This is a genomic window from Streptomyces violascens (assembly GCF_014649955.1).
Classification (GTDB): domain Bacteria; phylum Actinomycetota; class Actinomycetes; order Streptomycetales; family Streptomycetaceae; genus Streptomyces; species Streptomyces violascens.
This window is the reverse complement of the sequence record NZ_BMUA01000001.1, coordinates 844,069-869,060: the sequence shown is the minus strand read 5'-3', so window position 1 is coordinate 869,060 and position 24,992 is coordinate 844,069. Positions and strand designations below refer to the sequence as shown.

26 protein-coding genes are annotated in these 24,992 nt (G+C 72.2%); 15 read left to right on the top strand and 11 right to left on the bottom strand.

Annotation, left to right across the window (positions count from 1 at the left end; translation table 11 throughout):
- The first annotated feature begins 269 nt into the window (after window positions 1–269).
- The 4 genes from IE206_RS04050 to IE206_RS04035 are packed head-to-tail and all read left to right on the top strand — an operon-like array spanning window position 270 to window position 4,875.
- A complete protein-coding gene (locus IE206_RS04050) occupies window positions 270–1,613 on the top strand; it encodes an ABC transporter substrate-binding protein (protein ID WP_189960468.1) in 1,344 nt (447 codons plus the stop codon).
- A gap of 31 nt (window positions 1,614–1,644) precedes the next feature.
- Window positions 1,645–2,643: a carbohydrate ABC transporter permease gene (locus IE206_RS04045; RefSeq protein ID WP_189960467.1), complete on the top strand. Its 999-nt coding sequence runs from the start codon at window positions 1,645–1,647 to the stop codon at window positions 2,641–2,643.
- Between the two features lie 11 nt (window positions 2,644–2,654).
- Window positions 2,655–3,527, top strand: a complete 873-nt coding sequence (locus tag IE206_RS04040) for a carbohydrate ABC transporter permease (RefSeq protein ID WP_226598832.1) — start codon at window positions 2,655–2,657, stop codon at window positions 3,525–3,527.
- A 37-nt stretch (window positions 3,528–3,564) separates the two neighbouring features.
- Window positions 3,565–4,875, top strand: coding sequence for an alpha-glucosidase/alpha-galactosidase (locus IE206_RS04035; RefSeq protein ID WP_189960465.1), 1,311 nt, complete (start codon window positions 3,565–3,567; stop codon window positions 4,873–4,875).
- A gap of 96 nt (window positions 4,876–4,971) precedes the next feature.
- Here IE206_RS04035 and IE206_RS04030 read toward each other — a convergent pair whose 3' ends face one another.
- On the bottom strand, window positions 4,972–5,427 hold the full coding sequence (locus IE206_RS04030; protein ID WP_189960464.1) for a nitroreductase family deazaflavin-dependent oxidoreductase: 456 nt from the start codon (window positions 5,425–5,427) through the stop codon (window positions 4,972–4,974).
- Between the two features lie 210 nt (window positions 5,428–5,637).
- On the opposite strand from IE206_RS04030, the gene IE206_RS04025 reads away from it, so the two are divergent.
- From IE206_RS04025 to IE206_RS04015, 3 genes are all read left to right on the top strand, one after another.
- Window positions 5,638–6,336, top strand: a complete 699-nt coding sequence (locus IE206_RS04025) for a TetR/AcrR family transcriptional regulator (RefSeq protein ID WP_189960463.1) — start codon at window positions 5,638–5,640, stop codon at window positions 6,334–6,336.
- 98 nt (window positions 6,337–6,434) lie between these two features.
- Window positions 6,435–7,697 carry a sensor histidine kinase gene (locus tag IE206_RS04020; protein WP_189960462.1) on the top strand — a complete coding sequence of 421 codons (1,263 nt, stop codon included), beginning with the start codon at window positions 6,435–6,437 and terminating at the stop codon, window positions 7,695–7,697.
- The gene (locus tag IE206_RS04015) at window positions 7,694–8,359 is read left to right on the top strand and encodes a response regulator (RefSeq protein ID WP_189960461.1); all 666 of its coding nucleotides are present in this window, start codon (window positions 7,694–7,696) and stop codon (window positions 8,357–8,359) included. The genes IE206_RS04020 and IE206_RS04015 overlap by 4 nt, the downstream gene beginning before the upstream one ends.
- Here IE206_RS04015 and IE206_RS04010 read toward each other — a convergent pair.
- The gene (locus IE206_RS04010) at window positions 8,320–8,607 is read right to left on the bottom strand and encodes a DUF6332 family protein (RefSeq protein ID WP_189960460.1); all 288 of its coding nucleotides are present in this window, start codon (window positions 8,605–8,607) and stop codon (window positions 8,320–8,322) included. The genes IE206_RS04015 and IE206_RS04010 overlap by 40 nt on opposite strands.
- A 159-nt stretch (window positions 8,608–8,766) precedes the next feature.
- Here IE206_RS04010 and IE206_RS04005 point away from each other — a divergent pair, with 159 nt between their 5' ends.
- Window positions 8,767–9,171, top strand: a complete 405-nt coding sequence (locus IE206_RS04005; protein WP_189960459.1) for a MarR family winged helix-turn-helix transcriptional regulator — start codon at window positions 8,767–8,769, stop codon at window positions 9,169–9,171.
- A 65-nt stretch (window positions 9,172–9,236) separates the two neighbouring features.
- On the opposite strand, the gene IE206_RS04000 is transcribed toward IE206_RS04005, so the two are convergent.
- A complete protein-coding gene (locus IE206_RS04000) occupies window positions 9,237–10,451 on the bottom strand; it encodes an MFS transporter (protein WP_189960458.1) in 1,215 nt (404 codons plus the stop codon).
- A 426-nt stretch (window positions 10,452–10,877) separates the two neighbouring features.
- On the opposite strand from IE206_RS04000, the gene IE206_RS03995 reads away from it, so the two are divergent.
- Complete coding sequence (locus IE206_RS03995) at window positions 10,878–12,098, top strand: ROK family protein (protein ID WP_189960457.1); 1,221 nt, start codon at window positions 10,878–10,880, stop codon at window positions 12,096–12,098.
- On the opposite strand, the gene IE206_RS03990 is transcribed toward IE206_RS03995, so the two are convergent.
- The 4 genes from IE206_RS03990 to IE206_RS03975 are packed head-to-tail and all read right to left on the bottom strand — an operon-like array spanning window position 12,086 to window position 14,562.
- On the bottom strand, window positions 12,086–12,970 hold the full coding sequence (locus IE206_RS03990; protein WP_189960456.1) for a phosphotriesterase family protein: 885 nt from the start codon (window positions 12,968–12,970) through the stop codon (window positions 12,086–12,088). The two genes, IE206_RS03995 and IE206_RS03990, sit on opposite strands and share 13 nt — an antisense overlap.
- Window positions 12,964–13,533, bottom strand: a complete 570-nt coding sequence (locus IE206_RS03985; protein ID WP_189960455.1) for a DUF4865 family protein — start codon at window positions 13,531–13,533, stop codon at window positions 12,964–12,966. The genes IE206_RS03990 and IE206_RS03985 overlap by 7 nt, the downstream gene beginning before the upstream one ends.
- A gap of 10 nt (window positions 13,534–13,543) precedes the next feature.
- Window positions 13,544–13,957 carry a (R)-mandelonitrile lyase gene (locus tag IE206_RS03980; RefSeq protein ID WP_189960454.1) on the bottom strand — a complete coding sequence of 138 codons (414 nt, stop codon included), beginning with the start codon at window positions 13,955–13,957 and terminating at the stop codon, window positions 13,544–13,546.
- A gap of 35 nt (window positions 13,958–13,992) precedes the next feature.
- Window positions 13,993–14,562 (bottom strand): TetR/AcrR family transcriptional regulator, encoded by a 570-nt coding sequence (locus IE206_RS03975; protein ID WP_189960453.1) that lies wholly within the window; start codon window positions 14,560–14,562, stop codon window positions 13,993–13,995.
- Between the two features lie 167 nt (window positions 14,563–14,729).
- Between IE206_RS03975 and IE206_RS03970 the strand changes: the two genes are divergently transcribed.
- From IE206_RS03970 to IE206_RS03960, 3 genes are read left to right on the top strand one after another with little or no spacing between them, the layout of a single operon-like run.
- Complete coding sequence (locus IE206_RS03970; RefSeq protein WP_189960452.1) at window positions 14,730–15,017, top strand: SHOCT domain-containing protein; 288 nt, start codon at window positions 14,730–14,732, stop codon at window positions 15,015–15,017.
- Entirely contained in the window at window positions 15,014–15,796 is a 783-nt protein-coding gene (locus IE206_RS03965) for an ABC transporter ATP-binding protein (RefSeq protein ID WP_189960451.1), read from the top strand. The genes IE206_RS03970 and IE206_RS03965 overlap by 4 nt, the downstream gene beginning before the upstream one ends.
- Window positions 15,793–18,348: an ABC transporter permease gene (locus IE206_RS03960; protein WP_189960450.1), complete on the top strand. Its 2,556-nt coding sequence runs from the start codon at window positions 15,793–15,795 to the stop codon at window positions 18,346–18,348. The genes IE206_RS03965 and IE206_RS03960 overlap by 4 nt, the downstream gene beginning before the upstream one ends.
- A gap of 22 nt (window positions 18,349–18,370) precedes the next feature.
- Here IE206_RS03960 and IE206_RS03955 read toward each other — a convergent pair whose 3' ends face one another.
- Window positions 18,371–18,889 carry an ATP-binding protein gene (locus IE206_RS03955; protein WP_189960449.1) on the bottom strand — a complete coding sequence of 173 codons (519 nt, stop codon included), beginning with the start codon at window positions 18,887–18,889 and terminating at the stop codon, window positions 18,371–18,373.
- A 147-nt stretch (window positions 18,890–19,036) separates the two neighbouring features.
- Entirely contained in the window at window positions 19,037–19,366 is a 330-nt protein-coding gene (locus IE206_RS03950) for a hypothetical protein (protein ID WP_189960448.1), read from the bottom strand.
- Window positions 19,367–19,584: 218 nt separating this feature from the next.
- Here IE206_RS03950 and cds1 point away from each other — a divergent pair, with 218 nt between their 5' ends.
- From cds1 to IE206_RS03935, 3 genes are all read left to right on the top strand, one after another.
- Window positions 19,585–20,685, top strand: coding sequence for an L-cysteine desulfhydrase Cds1 (gene cds1, locus IE206_RS03945; RefSeq protein WP_189960447.1), 1,101 nt, complete (start codon window positions 19,585–19,587; stop codon window positions 20,683–20,685).
- Between the two features lie 61 nt (window positions 20,686–20,746).
- On the top strand, window positions 20,747–21,652 hold the full coding sequence (locus IE206_RS03940) for a universal stress protein (protein WP_189960446.1): 906 nt from the start codon (window positions 20,747–20,749) through the stop codon (window positions 21,650–21,652).
- A 152-nt stretch (window positions 21,653–21,804) separates the two neighbouring features.
- Window positions 21,805–23,418, top strand: a complete 1,614-nt coding sequence (locus tag IE206_RS03935) for an FAD-dependent monooxygenase (protein ID WP_189960445.1) — start codon at window positions 21,805–21,807, stop codon at window positions 23,416–23,418.
- A 21-nt stretch (window positions 23,419–23,439) separates the two neighbouring features.
- Here IE206_RS03935 and IE206_RS03930 read toward each other — a convergent pair whose 3' ends face one another.
- A complete protein-coding gene (locus IE206_RS03930) occupies window positions 23,440–23,922 on the bottom strand; it encodes an SRPBCC family protein (protein WP_189960444.1) in 483 nt (160 codons plus the stop codon).
- Window positions 23,923–24,030: 108 nt separating this feature from the next.
- The gene (locus tag IE206_RS03925; RefSeq protein WP_189960443.1) at window positions 24,031–24,891 is read right to left on the bottom strand and encodes a DeoR/GlpR family DNA-binding transcription regulator; all 861 of its coding nucleotides are present in this window, start codon (window positions 24,889–24,891) and stop codon (window positions 24,031–24,033) included.
- Between the last annotated feature and the right edge of the window lie 101 nt (window positions 24,892–24,992).

Sequence of the window (24,992 nt, the reverse complement as noted above, 5' to 3'; positions counted from 1 at the left end):
CGGTCGGGGGCCGGATCGGGACCGTTGCGCACGGCCCCGGCACCACCATCCGGCGGAGCACCCCAACGACACGGCTCCGGGCTCTTGACGCCCGGCCGCAGAAGGCGCTTTCATCCAGCCAGTGGCCCGGACCGCGGCTTGGTCCGGCACCGCGAGAGGTGCGCCCAGCCGACAAGGTCCCCCGACCGGGGTCCCAGGACCGGCCCGAGTCGCCAGGATCCGACCCCGGGTCCGAGGCGGGGACGTACCCGCGAGGGATGGAGCGGATCATGCCCGCCGGCCCGGATCACTCCACCGCCCCTTCGTCCCACAGAGCGCCGGACCGCCGCGCGCTACTGCGGGCCGGAGCGGGCTGCGCGGCGGCTGCCGTCGCCGCACCGGCCCTCGCGGCCTGCGGCTCCGCCGAGGGCGTCGCCCCCGACGGCACAGTGACGGTCGAACTCTGGCACGGCCAGGTCGACACGTCGAAGAAGGCGATCGAGGCCCTGGTGGCCGAGTTCAACCGCACCCACCCCAAGATCCATGTCGATACGGGCGGCGGGTCGACCTCGGACGTGATGCTCCAGAAGGTGACGGCCGCCCTTGCCTCGGGCTCGTACCCGGACATCGCCTACGTCTTCGGCTCGGACATCGCGAGCATCGCCCGCAGCCCCCGCGTCGTCGACCTCACGACGGCCATGCGCGGCGGGCCCGTGCCCTGGACGGACTACTGGCCCTCGCTGCGGGACGCGGTGACCGTCAACGGCAAGGTCCGCGCCGCGCCCTCACTTGTCGACTCCATGGCGGTCGTCTGCAACAAGACCCTGTTCCGGCGGGCCGGGATTCCGCTGCCCCAACCCGGCTGGAAATGGGCCGAGTTCATCGACACCGCCCACAAACTCACCGACGCCTCCAAGGGTGTCTTCGGCACCGGCTGGCCCGGCGTCGGCGACGAGGACACCACCTGGCGCCTCTGGCCGATGGTGTGGGACCTCGGCGGGGAGATCATCGGGCCGGGCGGCAAGAGCATCGGCTTCGCCGACCAGGGCCGCCGCGCCCTGGAGACCATCGCCTCGCTCGTCTCGGGCAAGAGCGTCTACATAGACCCCAAGCCGGGCAGCGCCCAGATGTACCAGGTCTTCCTGTCCGGACGCATGGGCATGGTGATGGGCGGCCCCTGGACGCTGGCGGACATCATCACCGCGAAGATCGACTACACGGTGGTGCCGCTGCCCTCCTTCAGCGGGAAGCCCGTCACCATCTCGGGCCCCGACACCTGGACCGTCTTCGACAACGGCTCCGCACGCGCGAAGGCCGCCGTCGAATTCGTCCGGTGGCTCATCGCGCCCGAGCAGGACGTCAAGTGGGACATGGGAGGGGGAAGCCTGCCGCTCAGCGTGGAGAGCGCACGCCTTCCGGCGTGGGCCGACCACTCCGCGAAGACCGTGGGGATCCCGGTGTTCACCAAGGCCCTGGAGTCCGCGCGGGTGCGGCCCGTGCACCCGGCGTATCCGCAGATCTCGCAGGCGTTCGGCGAGGCCGTCGTCGCGATCCTGCTGGGGCGTTCCTCCCCGGACAAGGCCATGCGCCAGTGCGTCGAGAAGGCCGACGCCGCCCTGCTGATCCCGCGCTGAAGCCGACTCCGTGACCAGAAGGGTCTGAGAGATGAGAAGTACTGGGCCGCGGACCCCCCGCCCGCTCACGCTCGACCCGACCCCGGCCGCCCGCGCCGCCAGGCGCCGCCGGGCGCGCGGCGAGACCGCCACCGCCTGGGCCTTCATCAGCCCGGCCGTCCTGGTGATTCTCGGGCTCGGCGTCGTACCGCTGCTGTGGTCGCTGCTGCTCTCCTTCCGCGCGGACGACCTGGTCACGCCCGGCCGCTGGGTCGGGCTCGACAACTACCACGCCCTCAGCAAGGACCCGGCGTTCCGCACCGCCGTGAAGAACACCCTGATCTACGCGGGCGTCTACGTACCGCTCAGCCTGGCCGGCGGGCTCGCGCTCGCCCTCGCGCTGAACCGGCGCATCCGGCTCGTCGGGCTGTACCGCACGCTGGTGTTCGTCCCGTTCGTGGTCTCGGCCACCGCCCAGGGCGTGCTGTTCTCGTTCATCTTCGACCCCGAGTTCGGCGTGGCCAACGCCCTCCTGCACCACATCGGCGTTTCCTCGCAGGGCTTCCTCTCCGATCCGGGCCAGGCGCTCTACGTCCTGCTGCTCATCTCGCTGTGGAGCGGCATCGGCTTCTGCGTCATCGTCTACCTCGCCGCCCTCCAGGACGTGCCCGCCGAACTCGTCGAATCGGCGCGCCTCGACGGCGCGAACCGGGCGCAGGTGCTGCGCCACGTCACCCTGCCCTCGCTCACCCCGGTCACGGTGTTCCTGGTCCTGTGGCAGTTCATCATCGCCCTCCAGGTCTTCGACCTCGTGTACGTCACCACCAAGGGCGGCCCCCTCGGCGCCACCACCGTCATCGTCTACTTCGTCTGGGAGCAGGCCTTCCAGAACTTCACCGCCGGATACGGCGCCGCGGCCGCCTACGTCCTCGCGGTCGGCCTGGTGGCGGCGGCCGTCGTGCTGCGCCTGTACCGGAGCCACCGGGAAAGCACGGGGGCAACTCCCGTAACAGGAGCGGGCGTTGTGCGACCGGAAGGAGCGGGCCGATGACCGCGCCCACGATGACCCAGGGGGCGGCAGCCTCCGTCAGTGCGTCCGCCGGCCGCACCGCACGGCGCCGCCGGCTGCCGTTCAGCCCCTGGCACCTGCTCCTCGCGCCGCTCTCGATCGGCTTCGCGCTGCCGCTGGTGTGGCTGATCCTCAGCTCCGTGATGAGCGACGCGGAGATCAACCGGTTCCCGCCCGCGCTGTGGCCGCACGGCATCCACCTCGGCGGGTACCGCTACGTCCTCGGCAACGCGATGTTCCCGCGCTGGTTCCTCAACTCGTGCATCGTCGCGTCGGTGGCCGTCACCTCGAACCTCGTGCTCGGGGCGCTCGGCGGCTACGCCTTCGCGCGGATGCGGTTCGCCGGGTCGCGGCTGCTGCTCGGGCTGATGCTCGCGACGATGGCCGTGCCGTTCCAGCTGACCATGATCCCGACGTTCCTGGTCATGAAGTGGCTCGGGCTCATCGACACGCTCGGCGCGCTGATCGTGCCGTCCCTGGTCACACCGTTCGCGGTGTTCCTGTTCCGGCAGTTCTTCCTGTCGCTGCCGAGGGAACTGGAGGAGGCGGCCTGGATCGACGGGTGTTCGCGACTGCGGGTGCTCGTCTCGATCGTGGCGCCGCTGGCCCGCCCCGCGCTGGCCACGGTCGCCGTCCTCACCTTCCTCGCCACCTGGAACGACCTCTCCTGGCCGCTCATCGCCATCAACCACGACGCGCACTACACCCTGCAGCTGGGCCTCACCACCTTCCAGGGCCAGCACCACACCAAGTGGTCCGCGGTCATGGCGGGCAACGTCATCACCGTCCTTCCGGTCCTCCTCGCGTTCCTGTTCGCGCAGAAGACCTTCATCCAGTCGCTGACGTCGAGCGGGCTCAAGGGGTGAGGGAGTACGGCACGGCCGAGACCGGAAGGAGCACGGCATGACCGCGACCAGGATCGCCTTCATCGGCGCGGGCAGCGTGGAATTCACCCAGGGGCTGCTGGCCGATCTGTTCGCCTTCCCCGAGTTCGCCCGCGCCCGCATCGCGCTCCACGACATCGACCCCGAACGCCTCGCCACCAGCGAGGCGGCGGCCCACCACATCGCGGCCGAGCTCGGCGCGACGCCGCTGGTCAGCGCCCACCTGGAGCGGCGGGCGGCGCTCGACGGTGCCGACTTCGTCATCAACACCGTCCAGATCGGCATGAACCGGGCCACCCGCACCGACTTCGACATCCCGGCCCGCTACGGGCTGCGCCAGACCATCGGCGACACCCTCGGCATCGGCGGCATCTTCCGCGCCCTGCGTACATTCCCGCTGCTGCGCTCGCTCGCCGCCGACATGGCCGAACTCTGCCCGGACGCCCACCTGTTGAACTACACCAACCCGATGGCGATGAACCTGCTCTACCTGCACCGGGTGGCCCCCGCGCTGCGGGCCGTGGGCCTGTGCCACTCCGTGTACTGGACGATGCACGACCTGTCCGAACTGATCGGCACGCCCTTCGAGGAGGTCACCTACCTCGCCGCCGGGGTCAACCACCAGTCCTGGGTGCTGCGTTTCGAACGCGCCGGCCAGGACCTGTATCCACTCCTCGACGAGGCCATCGCCAAGGATCCCGAACTCCTTCGCCGGGTACGCGTCGACATGTATCGCAGGCTCGGCCACTACCCGACCGAGACCAGCGAGCACTCTTCGGAGTACGTGCCCTGGTATCTGCACCACGACGCGGAGATCGACCGGCTGCGCCTGCCGGTGGGCGTCTACCTCGACATCGTCGAGGACAACCTCGCCACCTACGCCCGCACCCGCGACGCACTGGCCTCGGGGCGGCCGCTGCCGGTGGCGGGGACCATGGAGTACGCCCCGCAGATCATCCACAGCATCGTCACCGGCACCCCGCGCACCGTCTACGGCAACGTTCCCAATCACGGCCTGATCGACAACCTGCCCGCCGACTCGGTCGTCGAAGTCCCTTGCCTGGTCGACGCGTTGGGGGTGCAGCCCACCAGGATCGGTGCCCTGCCGCCCCAGTGCGCGGCGCTCAACCGCGGCTACGTCTCCGTGACCGACCTGGTGGTGCGGGCCGCCGTGCTCGGCGAGCCGCGCCACATCCGGCACGCCGCGATGAGCGATCCGGCGACCGCGGCGACGCTGCCCGTCGAGCGGATCTGGGACCTGTGCGACGACCTCGTACGGGCCCATGAGCCTTTGCTGCAACCGGAGTTGAGGGCTCTGCTCGGGCACTGAGCGCCGGGCGGTGAGTCCGGGCGATGAGTTCCGGGCGTGGGGCGCGGGGCCTGGGGTCCGGGGGAGGGGGCGGGGGGGCAGGTGAGCAGGGTGGGGTCACTGGGTCATCGTGATGCGGAAGACGGGGTGGTCGGGGGCTATCCGGCGGAGTTCCTCGTCGCTGGAGTCGGGGCCGACGCCGTTGAAGAAGACGCCGACCTCGGCCTTCCAGCGCTTGAGGTAGGCGCGAAGAAGGGCGGGCTTGTCGTCGTCGGAGACCTCGACCGCGGTGAACGCCTCGGCCTTCTTGCCGAGGTGCAGCTCGCCGCCACCGGCCGCCCGCATGTTGTGCGTCCACTGGACGTGCCCGCGCGGGGCCACCAGGTACTGCCCGCCCTCGAAGGTCATCAGGTTGACGGGGGTGCGCCGCCACTCGCCGCTCTTGCGCCCGCGGACGGCGAGCACCCGGGAGCCCCAGACGCTGAGCCCGCGCCGGGTCAGCCAGGCGACGGACCGGTTGAGGACGTTGACCGTGAACCAGCCGGGCTTCTTGACGTGTACGGATGCGGACATGGTGTGTCTCCCCTGGGGGTGAGTAAGCGGGTGGGCGAGCGGCGGGCGGCGAGCGGGTCGTGGGCGAGAGCGGTGCTCTCGTTCGTGAGCAGTGTGCACCGAAACGGTGCTCCAAAGCAAGAGCAGTGCTCTCATCAATGTGCGGCGCTCCGGTTCCAGTGCGGCAGTCGCGTTCTTGGCCACTGCTCTCCGGACTGGCAGACTGGGGCCATGAGCACCGTCCAGGGAGCCCGCGCACGGGCACGTATCGAAGTCACCGCGGCCATCAAGGACGAGGCCAGAAAGCAGCTGGCCACGGAAGGCGCGACCAAGCTCTCGCTCCGTGCCGTCGCCCGCGAGCTCGGCATGGTCTCCTCGGCCCTGTACCGCTACTTCCCCAGCCGCGACGACCTGCTGACCGCCCTCATCATCGACGCCTACGACGCCGTGGGCGAAGCCGCCGAGCAGGCCCTCGCCAAGCAGCGCAAGGCCGCGTCGCCCGCCGCCCGCTGGACCGCCGTCTGCCGCGCCGTGCGCGCCTGGGCGCTGGCCCACCCCCACGAGTTCACCCTGATCTACGGGTCGTCCGTCCCCGGCTACACAGCCCCCCAGGAGACCGTCGGCCCCGCTGCCCGGGTCGGGCTCGTCCTTGTCTCCATCGCCCGCGACGCCCACCACGGCAAGGGCATCGCCCCGCCGCCGCTCGCCGTACCCCTGCGTGCCGAGGCCGAGCGGATGGCCGCCGAACTCGCCCCCGACCTGCCTCCGGCGGTGGTCGTCGCCCTGGTCGCGGCCTGGGCGCAGCTCTTCGGCCTCATCCTGTTCGAGGTGTTCGGCCAGTTCCGGCGGGTTGTCGAGGACCGCGATCCGTTCTTCACGCACGCCGCCGAGCAGCTGGCCCGCTCGGTGGGCCTGGTGCTGCCCGCCTGACCCGGCACCCCGGCCGGTCCGGTACTCCCTGCGGAGTACGCGTGATCACCTCGCACGGCTGACGCCCCGGCCGCCGCCCCCGGTCTAGCGTGGCCGGTATGGAAGAGCAGCAGTCACCGCGCGCCGCCGGCCGCGGCGGTCCGCCCCGGCGCCGGGAGGGGCCGCCGCCCTTCGTGCGGCGCTGGGTGCAGGGGCCCGACGACGAGGACCGGCGGGGCCCCCGGCTGCCGTGGCCGTCGACGGCCGCGCTCACCGTGTTCGTCCTGGTGGGCTCCCACTTCGCCGCGCACTCCCAGACCGGCCGGGCGCCGCTCGACGCGTTCGCCCATGTGCTCCTCGTCGCCAGTTGCGCGGCGCTCCTGATCCGCCTGCGCCACCCGGTCGTCGCGGTGTTCGCCGCCTCGGCGGCCGCCATGGTCTACCTCGGCGCCGGATATCCCTATGGCCCGGTCTTCCTGCCCGTCATGGTCGGCTGCTTCACCGCGGTCATCGCCGGACACCGACGCCAGGCCTGGGGTGCGATCGCCATGCTCTGGCTCGGGCACCTCCTCGTGGCCCACTGGCTCTACCGGTGGCTGCCCCCCTCGGGTGACTCCGCCGCGCCCTGGGGCCAGGAAGTGGGCGTCGCCGCCTGGGCGGTGGCGATCGCCGCGGTCGCCGAACTCGTGCGCGTACGAAGGGAGCAGTGGGCCAGGGAGCGGGCAGGGCGGGCCGCCGCGGAGAAACGGCGGGCCGACGAGGAGCGGCTGCGGATCGCCCGCGAACTGCACGACGTGCTCGCCCACAGCATCTCCGTCATCAACGTCCAGGCCGGCGTCGGCCTGGCACTGCTCGACTCCGACCCCGAGCAGGCCCGCACCGCGCTGACCACCATCAAGTCCGCGAGCAAGGAGGCGCTCGGCGAGGTGCGCCAGGTCCTGGAGACGCTGCGCGCGCCGGGCGAGGCGCCACGCTCCCCGGCGCCCGGCCTGGAAAGGCTCCCCGAACTCGTCGAGCAGGCCGCGAGCGCCGGACTCACCGTCGAGACCACGATCACCGGCAAGTCCGAGGCGCTGTCGCCCGGCACCGATCTGGCCGCTTTCCGCATCGTGCAGGAGGCCCTCACCAACGTCGTACGCCACTCCGCCGCGCGCACCGCACGGGTCGCGGTCGGCTATGAATCCGGCGCCCTGCTGCTGCGCGTCGACGACGACGGGCCGCCGTCCGGCGGTGACGCGGGCGGCAGCGGAAACGGCTTGATCGGCATGCGGGAGCGGGCGGCCGCGCTCGGTGGCACGATCGACGCGGGACCGGTCGCGGGCGGCGGCTTCCGCGTGACCGCCCGGCTTCCCCTGGCCGCCCATCCGAAGGAGACCCCTTGATCCGCGTGCTGCTAGCCGATGACCAGCTCCTGGTGCGCGCCGGGTTCCGGGCGCTGCTCGATGCCCAGGGCGACATCGAGGTGGTGGGGGAGGCCGCCGACGGTGAGGAGGCGCTGGGCCTGGTGCGCCGACTGCGGCCGGACATCGTCCTGATGGACATCCGGATGCCCCGGCTCGACGGCCTCGCCACCACCCGCCGGATCACCTCCGAACCGGACCTGGCCGCCGTGAGGGTGGTCATGCTCACCACCTTCGAGCTCGACGAGTACGTCTTCGAGGCGATCCGCGCCGGTGCCTCCGGCTTCCTCGTGAAGGACACCGAGCCGGAGGAACTGCTGCGCGCGGTCCGGGCCGTGGTCGACGGCGACGCGCTGCTCTCGCCCGGGGTGACCCGGCGGCTGATCGCCGAGTTCGCCGCGCGCTCCAAGGAGCCGGCCGCCGCCGACACCCTGGCCGAACTCACCGAGCGGGAGCGGGAGGTGATGGCCCTGGTCGGCATCGGGCTCTCCAACGAGGAGATCGCCCGCCGCCTCGTCGTCAGCCCGCTGACCGCGAAGACCCACGTCAGCCGGGCGATGGTGAAGCTCGGCGCCCGCGACCGGGCCCAACTGGTGGTTCTGGCCTACGAGTCGGGGCTGGTGCGCCCCGGCTGGCTGGGCTGACGCGGGCCGCGGCCGGCCCCGTACGGGAAGCGCCACAGGACGTGCACGGTCCGCCAGACGAAGACGACGAGGGCACAGGCGCCGCCGATGAGCAGCAGTACGCGCCGCAGGGGGTGCGGGAGTTCGAGGGCGTAGCCGGAGCCGCCGATCGCGCCGAACACCACGCCGGCCGCGAACAGGGCGCTGACCAGCGCGTATCCGATCTCGATCGTGATGGCGTCCCGCTCGGCCCCACTCCGTGTCCCCATGCGCGAAGTCTCACAGCAGGGACGGCCGGTGGGCAACCGTCGCCCACCGGCCGTCCCTCCCCCGGTGCTTGCTTGGCCGAGATTACATGTGCATGCATTGAATGCGAGCGCATTTAATGTCAATGCAACAAAATCGCCCGGCTCTGCTACCGTGCCGACATGGCAGCTGAGAAGACCGAGCGCCTGCTCGTGGCGGAATGGCGGGAGCTCCTCGCGCTCCACGCGCGCACCACGTGCGAACTCGACCGCGAGCTCCATGCGTACGGGCTCGGCGCGAGCGACTTCGAGGTCCTGGACATCTTGGCCGAGGGGCGCAAGGGCGAGCCGCACTGCGCGTTCCGCGTGCAGGAGCTGGCCTCCTGCGTCCACCTGAGCCAGAGCGCGCTGTCCCGCCTGATCGGCCGCCTGGAGAAGGACGGCCTGGTCACGCGGGGGATGTGCAGCGAGGACCGGCGCGGGGTGAGCGTGGCGATCACCGATTCCGGCCGGTCCCGCCATGCCGAGGTGCTGCCGCTCCAGCGCGCGGTGCTCGCCCGGATGCTCGGGAGCCGGGCCGGGCGGTAGGCCGTGGAGCGCCGTTGCGGTCAACTGCCGTGCGGCAGTGGTGAGTTGAGGCTTTGGCGCTCGGCTCAGGTCTGGGACGCCGTCGCGTGCCGCGCGGTGTAGCCGATCAGCGCGGCGCCCGCGGACAGGACCGCGACCGTGGTCAGGGCGACCGGCAGTGACGACCACTCGGCGAGCAGCCCGATCGCGGGCGGCCCGAGCAGCATGCCGCCGTAGCCGAGTGTGGAGGCCGCCGCCACCCCGCCGGGCCCGGCGAGCGCGCCCGCCCTCGCGACGGCGACCGGGAAGATGTTGGCGAGGCCCAGGCCCATCACGGCGAATCCGGCAAGGGCGAGCCATACCGTCGGGGCGAGTGCGCCGAGCAGCATGCCGGCACTGGCCGTGAGGCCGCCCGCCACCAGGGTGCGGGTCTGGCCGAGCCGTTCGAGCAGCGCTGTGCCGGAGAGCCGGCCGGCCGTCATGGCCAGGGCGAACAGCGAGTAGCCCACGGCCGCGACACCAGGTGCGGCGGACAGGTCCTGCTCCAGGTGCAGCGCGCCCCAGTCCGCCATCGCGCCCTCGCCGTACGCCGTGCACAGCGCGATCACGCCGAAGAGCAGCACCAGGCGCCGGGCCCGTCCGTCGAGCCGGCGTCCCTGGGTGTGGGATGTGCTCGCGTGCGCCGGCGCCGGATGGCGAAGCAGCACCCGCCCGGCCAGTGCGGTCACCACGAGGCCGACGCCGGTCAGGGCCAGCAGGTGCGTGGTGGGGGAGAGGCCGGCTGCGACCAGCGCGCCGACGCCCGCGCCGACCATGCCGCCGAGGCTGAACGCCGCGTGGAAACTCGGCATCACCGGGCGGCGCAGCGCCGCGACCAGATCCACGGCTGCGCTGTTCATCGCCACGTTGATGCCGCCGTACGCGGCGCCGAACACCAGCAGGACCAGGCCGAGCGCGAGTGCGGAGTGGGTCTGCGGCGGCAGCGCGATGGCGAGCGCCATCAGCGCGCCGCAGACGACGGTCACCGGATGGCTGCCGAACCGGCGGCACAGCCGGCCGGTCAGCACCATCGTCACCACCGCCCCGGCGGACACACCGAGCAGGGCGAGCCCCAGCTCGCCCGCGGAGGCCCCGGTCTGCTGCTTGATCGCGGGGATGCGGACCACCCAGCCGGCGAAGAGGAAGCCGTCGAGGGCGAAGAACACGGTCAGGGCGGTGCGGAGGCGGGACAGGGAGGGTGCGGCGGTGTTTTCGCCAGGCCCCCCCGGAGCGGCCGTCCGGACTTTGTTTAGTAGCGGCACAAAGTCAGGATAGGGGTGGTGGGGTGGGTGCATCAACCGGTTGGAGCGGCGGGCCCTCCCAGGGCGGGGGCTTCAGCCGCGGACCGTGCGGGGGTGCTCGCGCAGTTCCCCGCGCCCTTGGCGGGATGCGGTGCGGGCATCCCCGGGCTGTGCCCGGACCCCGCTGCCCCTGGGTCTGCGGACCGTGGGTGGCGCTCGCGCAGTTCCCCGCGCCCCTCGCGACACTGGTGCCGGCTCCCTCGGGCGGTGGGCCCGGACCCCGCGGGCCGTGTGTGGCCGGCCGCGCAGTTTGTCGCGCCCTTCAGCGGCGTCGACCCCGGCAGGATGCATCGGCGGAGCCCCAGGGAGTGGAGACCGATCCGGACCTGTCGCCCGGCCAACTGCCGGAAGAACCGGTTCCGTCGGGATCATGGGAGACTCGCCCCCATGAACGGCAAGGCGACGACCACCCGGACCAGGCTGGAGAGGGGCCGCAGCGCGCTCGGCCCCGCGCTCGAACTGGTGCATACCGGCCGCGCCCCGACCCGCGCCGTGCTCACCGCCGAGCTGGGCGTCACCCGCGCCACCGCCGGCGCGGTCGCCGCCGAGCTCGAAGCGCTCGGTCTGATCCAGGTCGACTCCCGGCCCGCCGCGGCCGGCTCCCAGGGCCGCCCCTCGCACCGGCTCGCCGTCAACGACAGCGGGCCCGTCGCGCTCGCCGCGCAGGTGCACGCCGACGGCTACCGGGCCGCGCTCGTGGGCCTCGGCGGCGAGATCGTCGCCACCGACCCCGGCTGTGTGATCGTCTCGGCCGACCCCGCCCAGGTGCTCGGCGAGGTCGTCGACGCGGGCGCGGCCCTCCTCAAGGGCACCGGCCGCCGCTGCGTGGGCGCGGGCCTCGCCGTCCCCTCCGCCGTCGCCGAACCGGAGGGCACCGCGCTCAACCCGCTCCACCTGGCCTGGCCCGCCGGCTCCCCGGTGCGCGAGATCTTCGCCGAACGCGTCCGGGCGGCCGGCATCGCGGGCCCCGCCTTCACCGGCAACGACGTCAACCTCGCCGCCCTCGCCGAGCACCGGCACGGCGCGGGCCGCGGCGCCAAGGACCTGCTCTGCGTCGCCACCGGCCACCGCGGCGTCGGTGGCGCGCTCGTCCTCGACGGCCGTCTGCACAGCGGGAGTTCGGGCCTGGCCCTGGAGGTCGGCCACCTCACCGTCAACCCGGACGGCCGCCCCTGCTACTGCGGCAGCCGCGGCTGCCTCGACGTCGAGGCCGACCCGCTCGCCTTCCTCACGGCGGCGGGTCGCACGCCAGGACCCGAGGTGTCGCTCCTCGAACAGTCACGTGCCCTGCTGCGCCACGAGTACGCGGACGTCACGATCCGCCGCGCCGCCGAAGAACTCATCGACCGGCTCGGCCTCGGCCTCGCCGGACTCGTCAACATCCTCAACCCCGACCGGATCATCCTCGGCGGCCTGCACAAGGCGCTCCTGGAGGCGGACCCGGACCGGCTGCGGGCCGTCGTGGCCGACCGCAGCCTGTGGGGCCGGAGCGGCGGCGTACCCATCCTCGCCTGCTCCCTCGACCACAACAGCCTGGTCGGAGCGGCCGAGCTGGCCTGGCAGCCGGTGCTCGACGACCCGCTCGGCGCGCTCACTCACCAGGCGTAGACCCGCGCCGGATTGGCGACCAGGATCTGCTCCAACACCCCTTTGCCCAGGGCGAGTTCGAGTCTGGGCCGCACCCGGCGCAGCAGATACGGCATGCCCGGGGTGTCCGGGGTCACGGTGTCCCCGCCCAGCAGCAGCCGGTCGGCGAACCCCGCGTCCGCGAGCGCCCGCAGCGCGTCCGGCATCCGCCAGTCGGTGGCGTGGTTGGCCCGCGAAGGCCCGTCGAAGGCGAGGTTGGCCCCCGCTTCGGCGGCCAGGCGGTGCACGGCGAAGTCGGGTGAGCGGTTGAGGTGCCCGAGGATCACCGACCCGGGCGCCACCCCCAACTCCCCGCACAGCAGGTCGAGTACGTCGAGCACACCCGTGCCCAGCTCCAGGTGGACGGCGATCGGCGCGCCCGTGCGGTGGTGCGCCTCGGCGGCGGCCCGCATCGTGAACTCGGCGTGCTCGTCGAGCCCGTGGAAGCCGCCCGCCACCTTGATCAGGCCCGCCCTGACGCCCGTGTCGCCGATGCCCTCGGTCAGCTCGCCCACGAAGAGCTCGGCCAGCCGGTCACGTACCGAATCGAGCAACTCGCCCGAATAGTGGGCGGCTTGGTGCAGTCCGGTGGCGGCGACGACGTGCACCCCCGACTCCTGTGACAGCGTGGGCAGTTCGGCGATGCGCCGCCCCATGCCGTACGGCGTCCACTGCACCACCGTGCCGCCGCCGAGGGCGCCGAACCCGGCGAGCCGGGCCGCCGCGTCCCCGACGTCGTCGAGTTCCCGGCCCGGCAACAGAGGGCTGCGGATGAAGAGGTGGTCGTGCGCGTCGACGACACCGAGCCGGTCGGCCGGAACCTCGCCGAGCACCGTGTGTGCCGCGCTCACCACTGCCGTCCCGACCGCAGCCCCGCGCGCCCGGGCTCCGACAGGTGAAGCACCTGGAACCGGTCGCCTTCCGCCGGTGGATCGGGCTGCTCCCAGAGCGTGAACCGCACCAGCTCCCAGCGGCTCGGATCGATGGCCACGGCGCCCGCCACCACCCCGGGGTCCAGCGCCCGGGCCACCTCGTCCGCCACGAACCGCGCCGGCTCGACGCCTTCCGGCACGGGCAGGCGCAGCCGGGTCGCCGTGCTCGGCGCGGCCCCGGACGCGGGACCCTCCGCGTAAGCCAGACCCGTCCAGTGCCGCACCCGCGGACGCCCGAAGTCGTCGACGATCCCCTGGAACCCGGGGCCCCACAGGAAGGAGTTCATGCCCTCGGGAGTGGCCCAAAGGTAGAACGGGGCATAGGAGTTGACCGGCGATCGGGTTCCGCGCTCGCGCATCAGATACGCCTTGAGGCCGAGCCCGGGGAAGTCGTCCAGGAGGTGGCCCCGGGTGGCGACGCGCTTGCGGATGATCTCCATGTCGTAGTCGGCGGGCAGCGTGATCTCGTAATTCATGGCGTGCATCGCGTACTCCTCAGGCAGCGGGGCCGGCCATGGCCGGGTACGTGTCGGCTCCGACGTGGCAGTCCCACTCGATCGTCGCGCCGTCGGCGGCCGCCTCGACGACCGCGAGATGCGTCATGAACGTGCGCGGACCGGCGCCGTGCCAGTGCCACTCGTCCGGCTCGATCCAGACCGTGTCGCCTGCCCGGATCGGCTCGATCTCACCGCCCCGGCGCTGCACCAGACCCTCGCCCTCGGTCACATGCAGGACCTGGCCGTGCGGATGGCGGTGCCAGGCGGTGCGGGCGCCAGGGGCGAAGTGGACGCTGAACATCCGCAGCCGGGAAGGGGGTGGGGGCGAGGCGATCTCGTCGAGCCAGACCGCGCCCGTGAAGTTCTCGGCCGGTCCGGGTTGGGTGTCGGGGCGCTGGCGGGTGATGTGCACGTACGACCGTTCCTTCGCTGGGCGGTTGGCGGTGGTCACTGGGTTGTGCCGACAGGGGCGAGCAGCGAGAGCAGGCCGCGCACACTCGCGTCGAAGGCGTCGGGCGAGCCGGAGGCGCGGGCCAGGACGTAGCCGCCCTGGACGGTCGCCACCACGGCCGCGGCGATCTCCCGCGGCACCAGGTGGGCACTGAACTCGCCCTGGTCCAGGCCCTCTTGGACGATCCCGGCAAGGCGTCCGCGCAGCCAGTCGAGCGTCTCGTCGACCGGAGCGCGCAGCTCTGCGCTGGCGATGATCTCGGGGTCCATCGTGAGGCGCCCGACCGGGCAGCCGCGCAGCACATCGCGCTCGCGCAGCAGATACGCCGAGATCCGCTCGTACGCCGTGCCGCCGCCCCCGAGCGTGGCCTCGGCGGCGCCGCGCATCTCCTCGGCGGTGCGCCGGATCGCGGAGAGCGCCAGATCGGGCTTGCCCGCGAAGTGGTGGTACATGCTGCCCTGCCCGGCGCCCGCCTGCTGCTGGATCGCCTTCGGGCTTGTGCCTACGTAACCCCGCTCCCACAACAGCTCGCGGGTGGCTTCGATCAGACGCTCCGGAGTGCTCATGAAGCCCACTGTACATACCAGTAGGTACAGAATCCAGAGCAGTCGGCGGAACCCGGTCTACTCCCTGCGGGGTACGCCGACTGCCGCTGGCCGTACGACGACTCGGGCCCCTGTGCGGCGGGAGGCTCGAAGCACCAAGGAACCACCCCCCGAGGGAGCTGACCGAGATGAACACCCTGGCCTACGCAGGACCCGGACCCTGGATCTTCTTCGTCCCGCTGGTCTGGGCAGCCGTGATCTTCACCGTCGTCACGGTGCTGCGCCGCACCGGTCGGCGAGGCCGCCGCGGACCGTGGCGCCCGCCCCTGGACGACCGCTCGCCCATCGCCGTCCTCGGCCGCCGGTTCGCGGCCGGCGAGATCGACGAGGAGGAGTACTGGCGCCGGATCTCCGTTCTGGAGGAGCACTTCGGGCGCGCGAACCCGACCCCTGGGGGCAAGGGCGGTGCGGCATGAGCACCGCTGTACGCACCGCCACCGCAGCCCGGGTCGTCGACGCCGTGAAGGTGTACGGCACCGGTGACACCGAAGTGAGGGCCCTGGACGGGGTGAGCGTCGACTTCCACGCCGGACGCTTCACCGCGATCATGGGGCCCTCGGGCTCCGGCAAGTCCACCCTCATGCACTGCGCAGCCGGGCTCGACACGCTCAGCGCCGGCTCCGCCTTCATCGGCGACACCGACCTGAGCGCGCTCGACGACCGCAGGCTCACCCTGCTGCGCCGCGAAAGGATCGGCTTCGTCTTCCAGGCCTTCAATCTGATCCCCACGCTCACCGTCGCCGAGAACATCACGCTGCCCCTCGATCTCGCGGGGCAGCGCGGCGACCGCGAGTGGATCGAGGCGCTCGTCGACACCGTCGGCCTCCGCGACCGCCTGCACCACCGCCCCGGCGAACTCTCCGGCGGCCAGCAGCAACGCGTCGCTGTCGCCCGCGCCTTCGCCGGTCGCCCGGACGTCGTCTTCGCGGACGAGCCGACGGGAAACCTCGACTCGCGCTCCGGTGAGGAAGTCCTGCGCCTGCTCGGCCGGACCGTGCGCCAGACCGCCCGCACCGTCGTCATGGTCACCCACGACCCGGTCGCCGCGGCGCACGCCGACGAGGTCCTCTTCCTCGCCGACGGCCGCCTCGTCGACCGGATGCCCGACCCCACCGCGGAGCGCGTACTCGACCGGATGCGCCTGCTCTCGCAGAGCGATGACGGCGTCAACTCCCAGGGGAGGCAAGGGACATGAACGCCTCACTGCGCCTCGGCCTCACCTCCCTGCGCTCCCACAGGCGCCGCTTCGCGGGCACCTTTGTCGCCGTCCTGCTCGGCGTCGCCTTCCTCGCCGGGACGCTGGTCATGGGCGACACCCTGCGCGCGAGCTTCGACACCCTCTTCACCAGCGCCAACGGAGGCACGGACGCCGTCGTCCGCAGCGCCAATGTCGTCACCGTCCCAGGACAGGGCCAGGGCACCCGCCGCCCCGTCGACACTTCCCTCGTCACGAAGGTCCAGGGCACTTTCGGCGTCGCGGCCGCCGTCCCGGTCGTCGAGGGCTCGGGCCAGCTCGTCGGCGCCGACCACCAACCCATCGGCGGCCAGGGACCGCCCACCCGCGCCGGGAACTGGATCACCGACCCGAAGCTCAACCCGTATCAACTGGCCCAGGGCCGCGCCCCGCGGGCGCCCGGCGAGGTCGTCGTCAACCGGGGCGCCGCCGACAAGGGCGGTCTCAAGCTCGGTGACACGACCGTGCTGCGCGCCCCGGACCCCGTCACCGTACGCATCGTCGGCATCGCCACCTTCGGCGGCCAGGACGGCATGGGGCAGGTCACCTACGCCGGACTGACCCTGGCCGACGCGGAGAAGTACCTCACCCCCAGGCCCGGCGAGGCCTCCTCCATCGCCGTCCGCGCGGGCCCGGGCATCACCCAGCAGCAACTCGTCGACAAGCTGACTCCCGTACTGCCGACCGGAGTCGAGGCCATCACCGGCAAGGCCGCGTCGGCCGAGAGCCTCGACATGGTCGCCGGAATGTTCCTCGACCTCTTCACCACCCTCCTGCTCGTCTTCTCCGGCATCGCCCTGCTCGTCGCGACCTTCTCCATCCACAACACCTTCGCCATCGTCGTCGCCCAGCGCACCCGCGAGAACGCCCTGCTCCGCGCGCTCGGCGCCTCCCGGCGGCAGGTCGCCGCCGCCACGCTCGCCGAAGCAACGGCCGTAGCGATCGCGGCGTCGGCGGCCGGTGTGCTCGCCGGTATCGGCATCGCGGCCGGCCTTCAGGCACTCTTCCCGGCCATCGGATTCCCGTTCCCCAACGGGGACTTGGTGATCAGCGGGCTCTCCGCCGCCCTGCCCGTCGCCGTCGGCGTCCTGGTCTGCCTCGGCTCGGCGCTGCTGCCCGCGCTGCGGGCCGGCCGCACCGCGCCGCTGGCCGCGCTGCGCGAAACGGCCGTCGACCAGTCAGGCGCCTCCCGCGGACGCAAAATCACCGGCGGCATCCTGCTCCCGGCCGGTGTCGCGGTCACCCTGGCCGGAGTGCTCACCGGCCCGAACGTGCTGCTCGCGGGTGCCGGAGCGGTGCTGACCCCGGCCGCCTTCGTGGTGCTCGGCCCCGTCGCGTCCACCTACGCCGTACGTCTCCTCGGCGGCCCGCTCGACAAGGTGCGGGGCATCACCGGCTCCCTCGCCCGGCGCAACGCGCTGCGCAGCCCCAAGCGCACCGCCGCCACCGCGACCGCGTTGATGATCGGCGTCGCCGTCGTGTCCCTGTTCACCGTGTTCGGAGCCTCGCTGAAGACGACCATGGACCAGACGGTGTCCAAGTCCTTCGCGGGCGATGTCGCCGTCAGTGCCAGGGCATTCGGTGCGGGCGGCGCGGGCATCAGCCCCCAACTGGCGCCTGCGGTGAGCAAGTTGCCCGAGGTGAAGACCGCCGTCGGGCTCGGCAGGGGCGTCGCGGACGTCGACGGCGGCGGGCGCGCCCTGACCGTCACCGACCCGGCGAAACTCTCCGGCGTGCTCGACCTGGGCACGGTCCAGGGCTCGCTCGCCGGCCTCGGCGCCAACGGCCTCGCGGTCTCCGCCGACGAGGCCGGCAAGAGGGGCTGGCACCCAGGCTCGACGGCCGAACTCGCGTTTCCCGACGGACAGAAGCAGACCTTCACCGTCCGTGCCGTGTACGCGGAGAGGGAGCTCGCGGGCGACTACCTGCTCACCCGCGAGGCCTGGGCCCCGCACCGCGTCCAGGACTCCGACAGCCTGGTGGCGGTGTCGTTCAGGCCCGGCGTCCCGCTGCCCGAAGGCAAGCAGGCGGTCGAGCGGACGGCCGCCGCGTACGGCAGTCCCGAGGTGCAGACCCGCGCCGAGTACGCCGCCTCCTCGGCGAGCGGCATCGACATGATGCTCACGCTGGTCTACGCCCTGCTCGCGCTCGCCGTCGTCATCGCCCTGCTCGGAATCGCCAACACCCTCACCCTCGCCGTCCACGAACGCACCCGGGAACTCGGGCTGCTGCGCGCCGTCGGCCAGACCCGGGCCCAACTGCGGGCCATGGTCCGCTGGGAGTCGGTGCTGGTGGCCGCGTTCGGCACGGCGGGCGGGCTCGGGCTCGGCGCGTTCCTCGGCTGGGTGCTCGTCAAGGCGTCCGACTCGGCCGGCACCAGTGCCTTCGCGCTGCCGCCGCTCCCGTTGACGGTGGTCGCCCTCGTCGGCCTGCTGGCCGGGCTGGTGGCGGGCTTGCGGCCCGCACGCCGGGCGGCGCGACTCAACGTTCTCCGTGCGATCGCGACCGAGTAGCGCCCGGCAGAGTTCCGCCCGGTCAGCCCGCGATGCGCGACCGGGCGGCGGCCCGTCCGCGCGCCGCGCGCGAGGGCCGCGCCTGAGTGAAGGGAGTGCCGGACGTCGTCGCGTACAGCGGGTACGGCGGCAGGGCCACGGCGGGGGAGGGCGTGGCGAGCGTGAACCACACGGCCTTGCCGGACTCGCCTTCCGGGCGCACTCCCCAGCTGTCGCTGACCGCCGCTATCAGGGCGAGACCGCGGCCGTTGGTGGCGAGCGCGTCGGAGTCCCGCAGGGCGGGGAGCGTCGGATCGTGGTCGTGGACGGAGATGGTGAGCCGGTCGAGCAGCAGCTCGATCTCCACGGTGCACATCTTGTCCGGCTCGGCATGCCGGTGAACATTGGTGAGCAACTCGGTGACACCGAGCGCCGCCTCGTCTATCAACGGGTCCAGATGCCAGTAGCGCAACTGCGCCGATACGATTCTGCGGACCTGTCCGATCCGCGACGGCAGGGCTTGGAGCTCCACCGTGCACTGCCTGCTTGGCTGGCTGATCACGGTTGCGACTCCCCGAATGAGGTCCGGAAGTTGCTATCTGGTCCGGCGGCCTGCCCAGAGCGTCACCGCCGGTAAACCCTCAGTGATGTGACACCAGGGTGGCCCAAGGGTTCTCACTCCGCAACTCCACCCAGGGCCCCATGCGTTTCAGCCGTGCGCGCCGTGCGTCGTCTGCCGGATGGCCTGCAGGAACCGCTGGGTCAGATCGGGGCCGCGCGAACGGCCAGGTTCCTCGCCCATCGTCAAGCGGTAACGGGTGCCGTTCAGCCGCGCCACCGTGCGGTCCTCCTTGGCGAGCCAGGGCAGCCTGGGGCGCGCCGCGCTGACCGCATCGACGGGCGCGCTGTCGATCTCCCGCCCGTTGCTGGTGAGCAGGGCGAGCCGGCCGTCCTTGATCAGCACCTGGCCCGCCCGGGTCAGCGAACGGGTCCACCGCTCGATCCGTACGCCCTTCGCACTGAACTCGGGTTCCGCCATGACCGTCCGGCCCCCTTCGCATCGTTCCTGGTGGGCAGTCTGCACAACGACGAGCCTACGCACCAGGGCGCGCGGAGGATCGGGTCCGGGCCAGCGTCGGACAACGGCCACCAGGCGCCCCACAAGCCACTCCTATGGATCCCCAAAGGGAACGTTTGTGCAGGTGAGAGGGGTATTGTCAAGTGTGGGGGCGGCACGCAGACACGACGAGGAGTGGCATGGAAACCATCGATGTGGACCGCAGCGATCCGGAGTACCGCGCCTGGCTGAAGGAGGCCGTGCGCAAGGTCCAGGCCGATGCCAACCGCTCCGCCGACACCCATCTCCTGCGCTTTCCCCTCCCCGAGGCCTGGGGCATCGACCTCTACCTCAAGGACGAGTCGACGCATCCCACCGGCAGTCTCAAGCACCGCCTCGCCCGCTCGCTGTTCCTGTACGGCCTGTGCAATGGCTGGATCCGGCCGGGCAAGCCGGTCATCGAGGCGTCCAGCGGCTCCACCGCCGTCTCCGAGGCATATTTCGCCAAGCTGATCGGCGTCCCGTTCATCGCCGTGATGCCGCGCACCACCAGCGCCGAGAAGTGCCGCCTGATCGAATTCCACGGCGGCCAGTGTCACTTCGTCGACGACTCGATGAAGATGTACGAGGAGTCCGCGGTGCTGGCCGCCGAGACCGGCGGCCACTACATGGACCAGTTCACCTACGCGGAGCGGGCCACCGACTGGCGCGGCAACAACAACATCGCCGAATCGATCTACCAGCAGCTGAAGTTGGAGCGCTACCCCGAGCCCGCCTGGATCGTCGCCACGGCCGGCACCGGCGGCACCTCGGCCACCATCGCGCGCTATGTGCACTACATGCAGCACGACACCATGATCTGCGTCCCCGACCCGGAGAACTCCTGCTTCTTCGACGGCTGGACCCAGGGCGACCCGCTCGCCTCCAGCGACTGCGGCTCGCGCATCGAGGGCATCGGCCGGCCCCGCATGGAGCCGAGCTTCGTGCCCGGCGCCATCGACCGGATGATGAAGGTGCCGGACGCGGCGAGCGTCGCGGCCGTACGCGCACTGGAGAAGGCGATCGGCCGCAAGGCGGGCGGCTCCACCGGCACCGGGCTGTGGAGCGCGCTGCGGATCGTCGCGGAGATGGTCGCCGAGGGCCGCACCGGCAGCATCGTCACCCTGCTCTGCGACCCGGGCGACCGCTACCTCGACAAGTACTACTCGGACGGCTGGCTCGCCGAGCAGGGCCTCGACATCACCCCGTACGCCGAGACGCTCGACACCTTCCTGGAGACCGGGGTCTGGCCGGCCCGCTGAGCTGTCCGGAACGGGACCTTCTGCCCGTGCGGGACCCCGCGCCGCGTGCCAGGGTGACGTCATGGACACGCGCCCGGTAGTTGTCGCCGTCGACGGATCCGACCACAGTCTGCGAGCCCTGGAATGGGCCATTCCGACCGCCCGCAGGCTGGCCGCCGACCTGGTCATCGCGCATGTCCTGCCCGACGCCACACAGCTCTGGGCGGCCCGCCGGTCCACCCTCGGCCCGGGCCCGGCGCTGAACGACCCGGTCACCGACCGGGTCCGCGCCGCGCTCTCGGGCCGCGACGGACTGCCCTCGGTGCGGTTCGACTCCCTCGAGGGCGAAGTGGCCGACGCGCTGCACGCCTTGGGCGCCGAGGCGCGGATGCTGGTGATGGGCTCGCGCGGCCGCGGCGGCTTCGCCAGCCTGCTGCTCGGCTCCAACAGCCTGGCCGTCGCCACCCGGGCGCCCTGCCCCGTGGTGGTCGTGCCGCCGCTGGCCCGCACGGGCGAGGACGAGCGGACGGCGGGCCGGGTCGTGCTCGGGCTCAATCTCGGCGACACCGTGGACGAAGTGATCGACTTCGCCTTCGTCGAGGCCCGGGCGCGGAACGTGCCGCTCCAGGTGCTCTCGGCCTACCCGGCGCCGCCCCCGGCCGCCCTGATGGTCGCGGGCGAGTTCCCGCCGGGGAGACTCGACGTCGATCAGTACGAACCCGCCGAGCGGGACGTGCGGCGCGACCAGGCCGAGCGGCTGCACCCCTTCGAGGAGCGCTTCCCCGACGTCGAGGTGGACGCCGTGATCGCGCCCGCCGACGCCGCGGGCCACCTCGTCGACGCCTCGGCCTCCGCGGCGCTGATCGTGGTCGGCCGCCACCGCCGCCGCCTGAAGCCGGGCTCCCTCCTGATGGGCTCCGTGGCCCACGCGGTGCTGCACCACGCGGAGTGCCCGGTCGCGGTGGTCCCGGCGCGCGAGGGGGACTGAACGGGCCCCTGTTTTCGGCCACCCCAACTGCCGCCCTCGGACGCCGCGTTGAGCCCGCCCCAGCGTTGACCCGCAGTTTGCCCCCGACGGTGACTTCGCTGTCTACGGTGGGAAAGATCCACTGAACGGCACGGGGAACACGGGGAGCTGTCATGCCATCTGTACTGATCGTCGGCGGGGGACTGGTGGGCCTGACCGCCGCCCTGTGCCTGGACCACCACGGGGTCGACCACGTCCTCGTGGAGCGCAACACCGAGCCGACGGTGCTGCCCCGCTCGCGCGGCATGCACACCCGCGCCGTGGAGATCTTCCGGCAGCTCGGCGTCGAGGACGCCGTACAGGCCGCGAGCGCGTCCGCCCTCAAAATGGGCAGGTTCGGCGGCGCGCGCAGGGGCCGGAGCATCGCCGGCTCCGAGGCGCTCGACCTGCGCCACGTCTTCGCCACCGGCGCCATGGTCGGCGCCGACGAAAGCCCCTGCTCCTTCTGCTTCTGCCCCCAGGTGCTCCTCGAACCGGTCCTGCGCGAACTGGCCGAACAGCGCGGCGGCGACATCCGCTTCGGCACCGAGCTGACCGCGTTCACCCAGGACGACGACCGCGTCACCGCCACCCTCACGGACCGGTCAACGGGCCGCACGACCACCATGTACGCCGACTACCTCCTGGCCGCCGACGGCGCCGGCAGCCCGATCCGCACCGCCCTGGGCATCACCAGCACCACCCGCCCCGCCACCCACCACTACCTCAACCTCTACTTCCGCGCCGACCTCACCGAGCTGGTGCGCGACCGCACCTTCAGCCAGTGCGAGATCACCGGTCCCGAGGTGTCCGGCCTGTTCCTGGCCAAGAACAACACCGACGAATGGTCCTTCCACCTCGCCTACGACCCCGAGCGCGAGAGCCCGCGCGACTACCCCGACGAGCGGTGTCTCGCCCTGCTGCGCACCGCCATCGGCGCGGACGACCCCGAGCTCCGTATCGACCTGCTCGCCCGCGCCGCGTGGGACACCGGTACCGCGGTCGCCGACGCCTACCGCGGAGGCAGGGTCTTCCTGGCCGGCGACGCGGCCCACCGGCACGCCCCCTGGGGCGGCTTCGGTGCCAACACCGGCATCGCCGACGTGCACAACCTGGCCTGGAAGCTGGCCGCCGTCCTGCGCGCGGAAGCGCCGGCCGCACTCCTGGACACCTACGAGCCCGAGCGGCGCCCGCGCGGACTGCTCGTCGCCGAACAGGCCTGGCTGCGCACCGAGTTCCTCGCCCGGTACGGCATCCGCACCCCGCAGAACGCCGAGGCGCTGGACCGCCAGCTGGGCACCGGCGAGATCATGACCCGCTACCGGTACGCGTCCGCCGCCGTCCACGGCGCCCCGGCCGGGGACACGGTCGACCTGCTCGCGGGCCAGGCCGGCACCCGTGTCCCGCACCTCTGGCTCGACCGCGACGGCAGCCGCCTGTCCACCCTGGACCTGTGCGGTCCGGGCTTCACCCTGCTCACCGGCGGGGACGCCGAAGCGGACGCGGCCTGGGCCGATGCAGCCAAGACGCTTCCGGTGACGGTGCATCATATACGGAGCAGGGAAGGCGACTTGGCGTCGGGAGAGGGGGTTCTGCGCGACGGCGAAGGCGTCTGGCCCGGCCTGGTCGGACTGCCCCCGCAGGGCGCGCTGCTCGTCCGTCCGGACGGATTCGTCGCCGCCCGGTCCGACGAGGGTCTCACCCCGGACACCCTGGACGACATCTGGCGATCCGTCACCGGCCACTGAGACAAGGCCGGTCGATGGAGGTCAGGCCTTCGGCGCGGCCGCAAGCCGACGGCCCAGGTTGCGCATCGCGCCCTTGAAGGACTGGCCGATGCCCGGCCGTGCCGCCCGCATCGCCAGGCGGAACAGCGCCGGTCCGTCGCTCGCCATCGTCCACCGCACGGTGGTTCCGGAGCCGTCCGGAGTGAGCCGCCAGTTCTCCAACAGGGCGGTCACACCCGGGGCGTTGGTCTCGTCGATCCGGTAGGCGTAGCGCTCGCCCGGGTCCCTCGCCATGATCGTCTCGCGGAAGAACACCCCGCCCCGCAGCCTGATCTCGCGCCCGGCCCCGCCGTCCAGGGGCCGGGCCGCGGCGACGGAGGAGAACCAGGTCGGCGTGTCGGACACCTCGTCGGCGAGCGCGCGGTAGACGGCCGCGGGCTCCGCCGAGAGGCGGGCCGTGAATGCCAGCCGTACCGGCGCCGACTCGGCGAAGTCGAGTTCCACGGACCTGAGTCGGCGAGCCATGACGCGTACCTCCTGGCGGTCGGGAGAGCGAGAATCCTTGCGGGTAGACCCGCACCGGCATCCGTACGGACCCGGCGCGGAAGCCCGCACACCATAACTGGCAGACCGTCAGATGTCTGCCAAGTCGCCGTTCTCGCCACCGTTGTCGGGGGTCTCCCCGGCCACCACGAGGTCTCGCAGGTGCTCGGTCATCTCCTCGCGGGACCGGTCCGACAGGCCCGAGTCCGTCACGAGCGAGTCGACCTGGTCGAGCGAGGCGAACGAACTGAGCCCCACCGTGCCCCACTTGGTGTGGTCCGCGATCACCACGACCCGCCGTGCCGAGTGCACGAACCGGCGATTGGTCTCCGCCTCCGCGAGGTTGGGCGTGGAGAGCCCGGCCTCCACCGAGATGCCGTGCACCCCGATGAACAGCACATCGAAGTGCAGCGAACGGATCGCCGCGTCGGCGACCGGCCCCACCAGGGTGTCGGAGAGCGTGCGCACCCCGCCCGTCAGGACCACGGTCGCGGCCCCCGGACGCGGCCCGGATCCCGCGGGCGAGCGCTGCGCGGCATGGAACACATCGGCGACCTGCACCGAGTTGGTCACCACCGTCAGCTCCGGAACGTCCACCAGCTCCTGTGCGAGCGCGTACGCCGTCGTGCCGCCTGCCAGCGCGATCGCGCTGCCGGGCACGGCCATCCTGGCCGCCTCCCGCGCGATGTCCTGCTTGGCGCTCAGCTCGAGGGTCGACTTCGCCTCGAAGCCCGGCTCGTGCGCCGTGGCCTCCGCGACGGGCACGGCCCCGCCGTGCACCTTCTCGATCACGCCCTGGCGCGCCAGCGCGTCCAGATCCCGGCGGACCGTCATGTCGGAGACGTTGAGTTTCCGGGTGAGCTCGTTGACCCGGACTCCGCCACGCCGTCTGACCTCATCGAGGATCAGCGCACGACGCTGCTCCGCGAGCAGATTCTGGTGGTCGCTCACTGCCGGGCCGGCCCCTTCCACATTGTCGAACACACTCGCCGGGCACATCTGCACCCCCGGCTACGGACACCCCATCCTGTCACGGGGAGATTCCGTGAGAG

Bases quoted from the DNA above. Each gene is read 5' to 3' on its own strand.
- IE206_RS03995 (WP_189960457.1), top strand. From the start codon at position 10,878: ATGAACGGCAAGGCGACGACCACCCGGACCAGGCTGGAGAGGGGCCGC.
- IE206_RS03960 (WP_189960450.1), top strand. From the start codon at position 15,793: ATGAACGCCTCACTGCGCCTCGGCCTCACCTCCCTGCGCTCCCACAGG.
- IE206_RS04045 (WP_189960467.1), top strand. From the start codon at position 1,645: ATGAGAAGTACTGGGCCGCGGACCCCCCGCCCGCTCACGCTCGACCCG.
- IE206_RS03935 (WP_189960445.1), top strand. From the start codon at position 21,805: ATGCCATCTGTACTGATCGTCGGCGGGGGACTGGTGGGCCTGACCGCC.
- IE206_RS03965 (WP_189960451.1), top strand. From the start codon at position 15,014: ATGAGCACCGCTGTACGCACCGCCACCGCAGCCCGGGTCGTCGACGCC.
- IE206_RS04020 (WP_189960462.1), top strand. From the start codon at position 6,435: ATGGAAGAGCAGCAGTCACCGCGCGCCGCCGGCCGCGGCGGTCCGCCC.
- IE206_RS04010 (WP_189960460.1), bottom strand. From the start codon at position 8,607: ATGGGGACACGGAGTGGGGCCGAGCGGGACGCCATCACGATCGAGATC.
- IE206_RS03975 (WP_189960453.1), bottom strand. From the start codon at position 14,562: ATGAGCACTCCGGAGCGTCTGATCGAAGCCACCCGCGAGCTGTTGTGG.
- IE206_RS04025 (WP_189960463.1), top strand. From the start codon at position 5,638: ATGAGCACCGTCCAGGGAGCCCGCGCACGGGCACGTATCGAAGTCACC.
- IE206_RS04005 (WP_189960459.1), top strand. From the start codon at position 8,767: ATGGCAGCTGAGAAGACCGAGCGCCTGCTCGTGGCGGAATGGCGGGAG.
- IE206_RS04030 (WP_189960464.1), bottom strand. From the start codon at position 5,427: ATGTCCGCATCCGTACACGTCAAGAAGCCCGGCTGGTTCACGGTCAAC.
- IE206_RS04035 (WP_189960465.1), top strand. From the start codon at position 3,565: ATGACCGCGACCAGGATCGCCTTCATCGGCGCGGGCAGCGTGGAATTC.
- IE206_RS03970 (WP_189960452.1), top strand. From the start codon at position 14,730: ATGAACACCCTGGCCTACGCAGGACCCGGACCCTGGATCTTCTTCGTC.
- IE206_RS04050 (WP_189960468.1), top strand. From the start codon at position 270: ATGCCCGCCGGCCCGGATCACTCCACCGCCCCTTCGTCCCACAGAGCG.
- cds1 (WP_189960447.1), top strand. From the start codon at position 19,585: ATGGAAACCATCGATGTGGACCGCAGCGATCCGGAGTACCGCGCCTGG.
- IE206_RS03985 (WP_189960455.1), bottom strand. From the start codon at position 13,533: ATGCACGCCATGAATTACGAGATCACGCTGCCCGCCGACTACGACATG.
- IE206_RS04040 (WP_226598832.1), top strand. From the start codon at position 2,655: ATGACCCAGGGGGCGGCAGCCTCCGTCAGTGCGTCCGCCGGCCGCACC.
- IE206_RS03930 (WP_189960444.1), bottom strand. From the start codon at position 23,922: ATGGCTCGCCGACTCAGGTCCGTGGAACTCGACTTCGCCGAGTCGGCG.
- IE206_RS03940 (WP_189960446.1), top strand. From the start codon at position 20,747: ATGGACACGCGCCCGGTAGTTGTCGCCGTCGACGGATCCGACCACAGT.
- IE206_RS03950 (WP_189960448.1), bottom strand. From the start codon at position 19,366: ATGGCGGAACCCGAGTTCAGTGCGAAGGGCGTACGGATCGAGCGGTGG.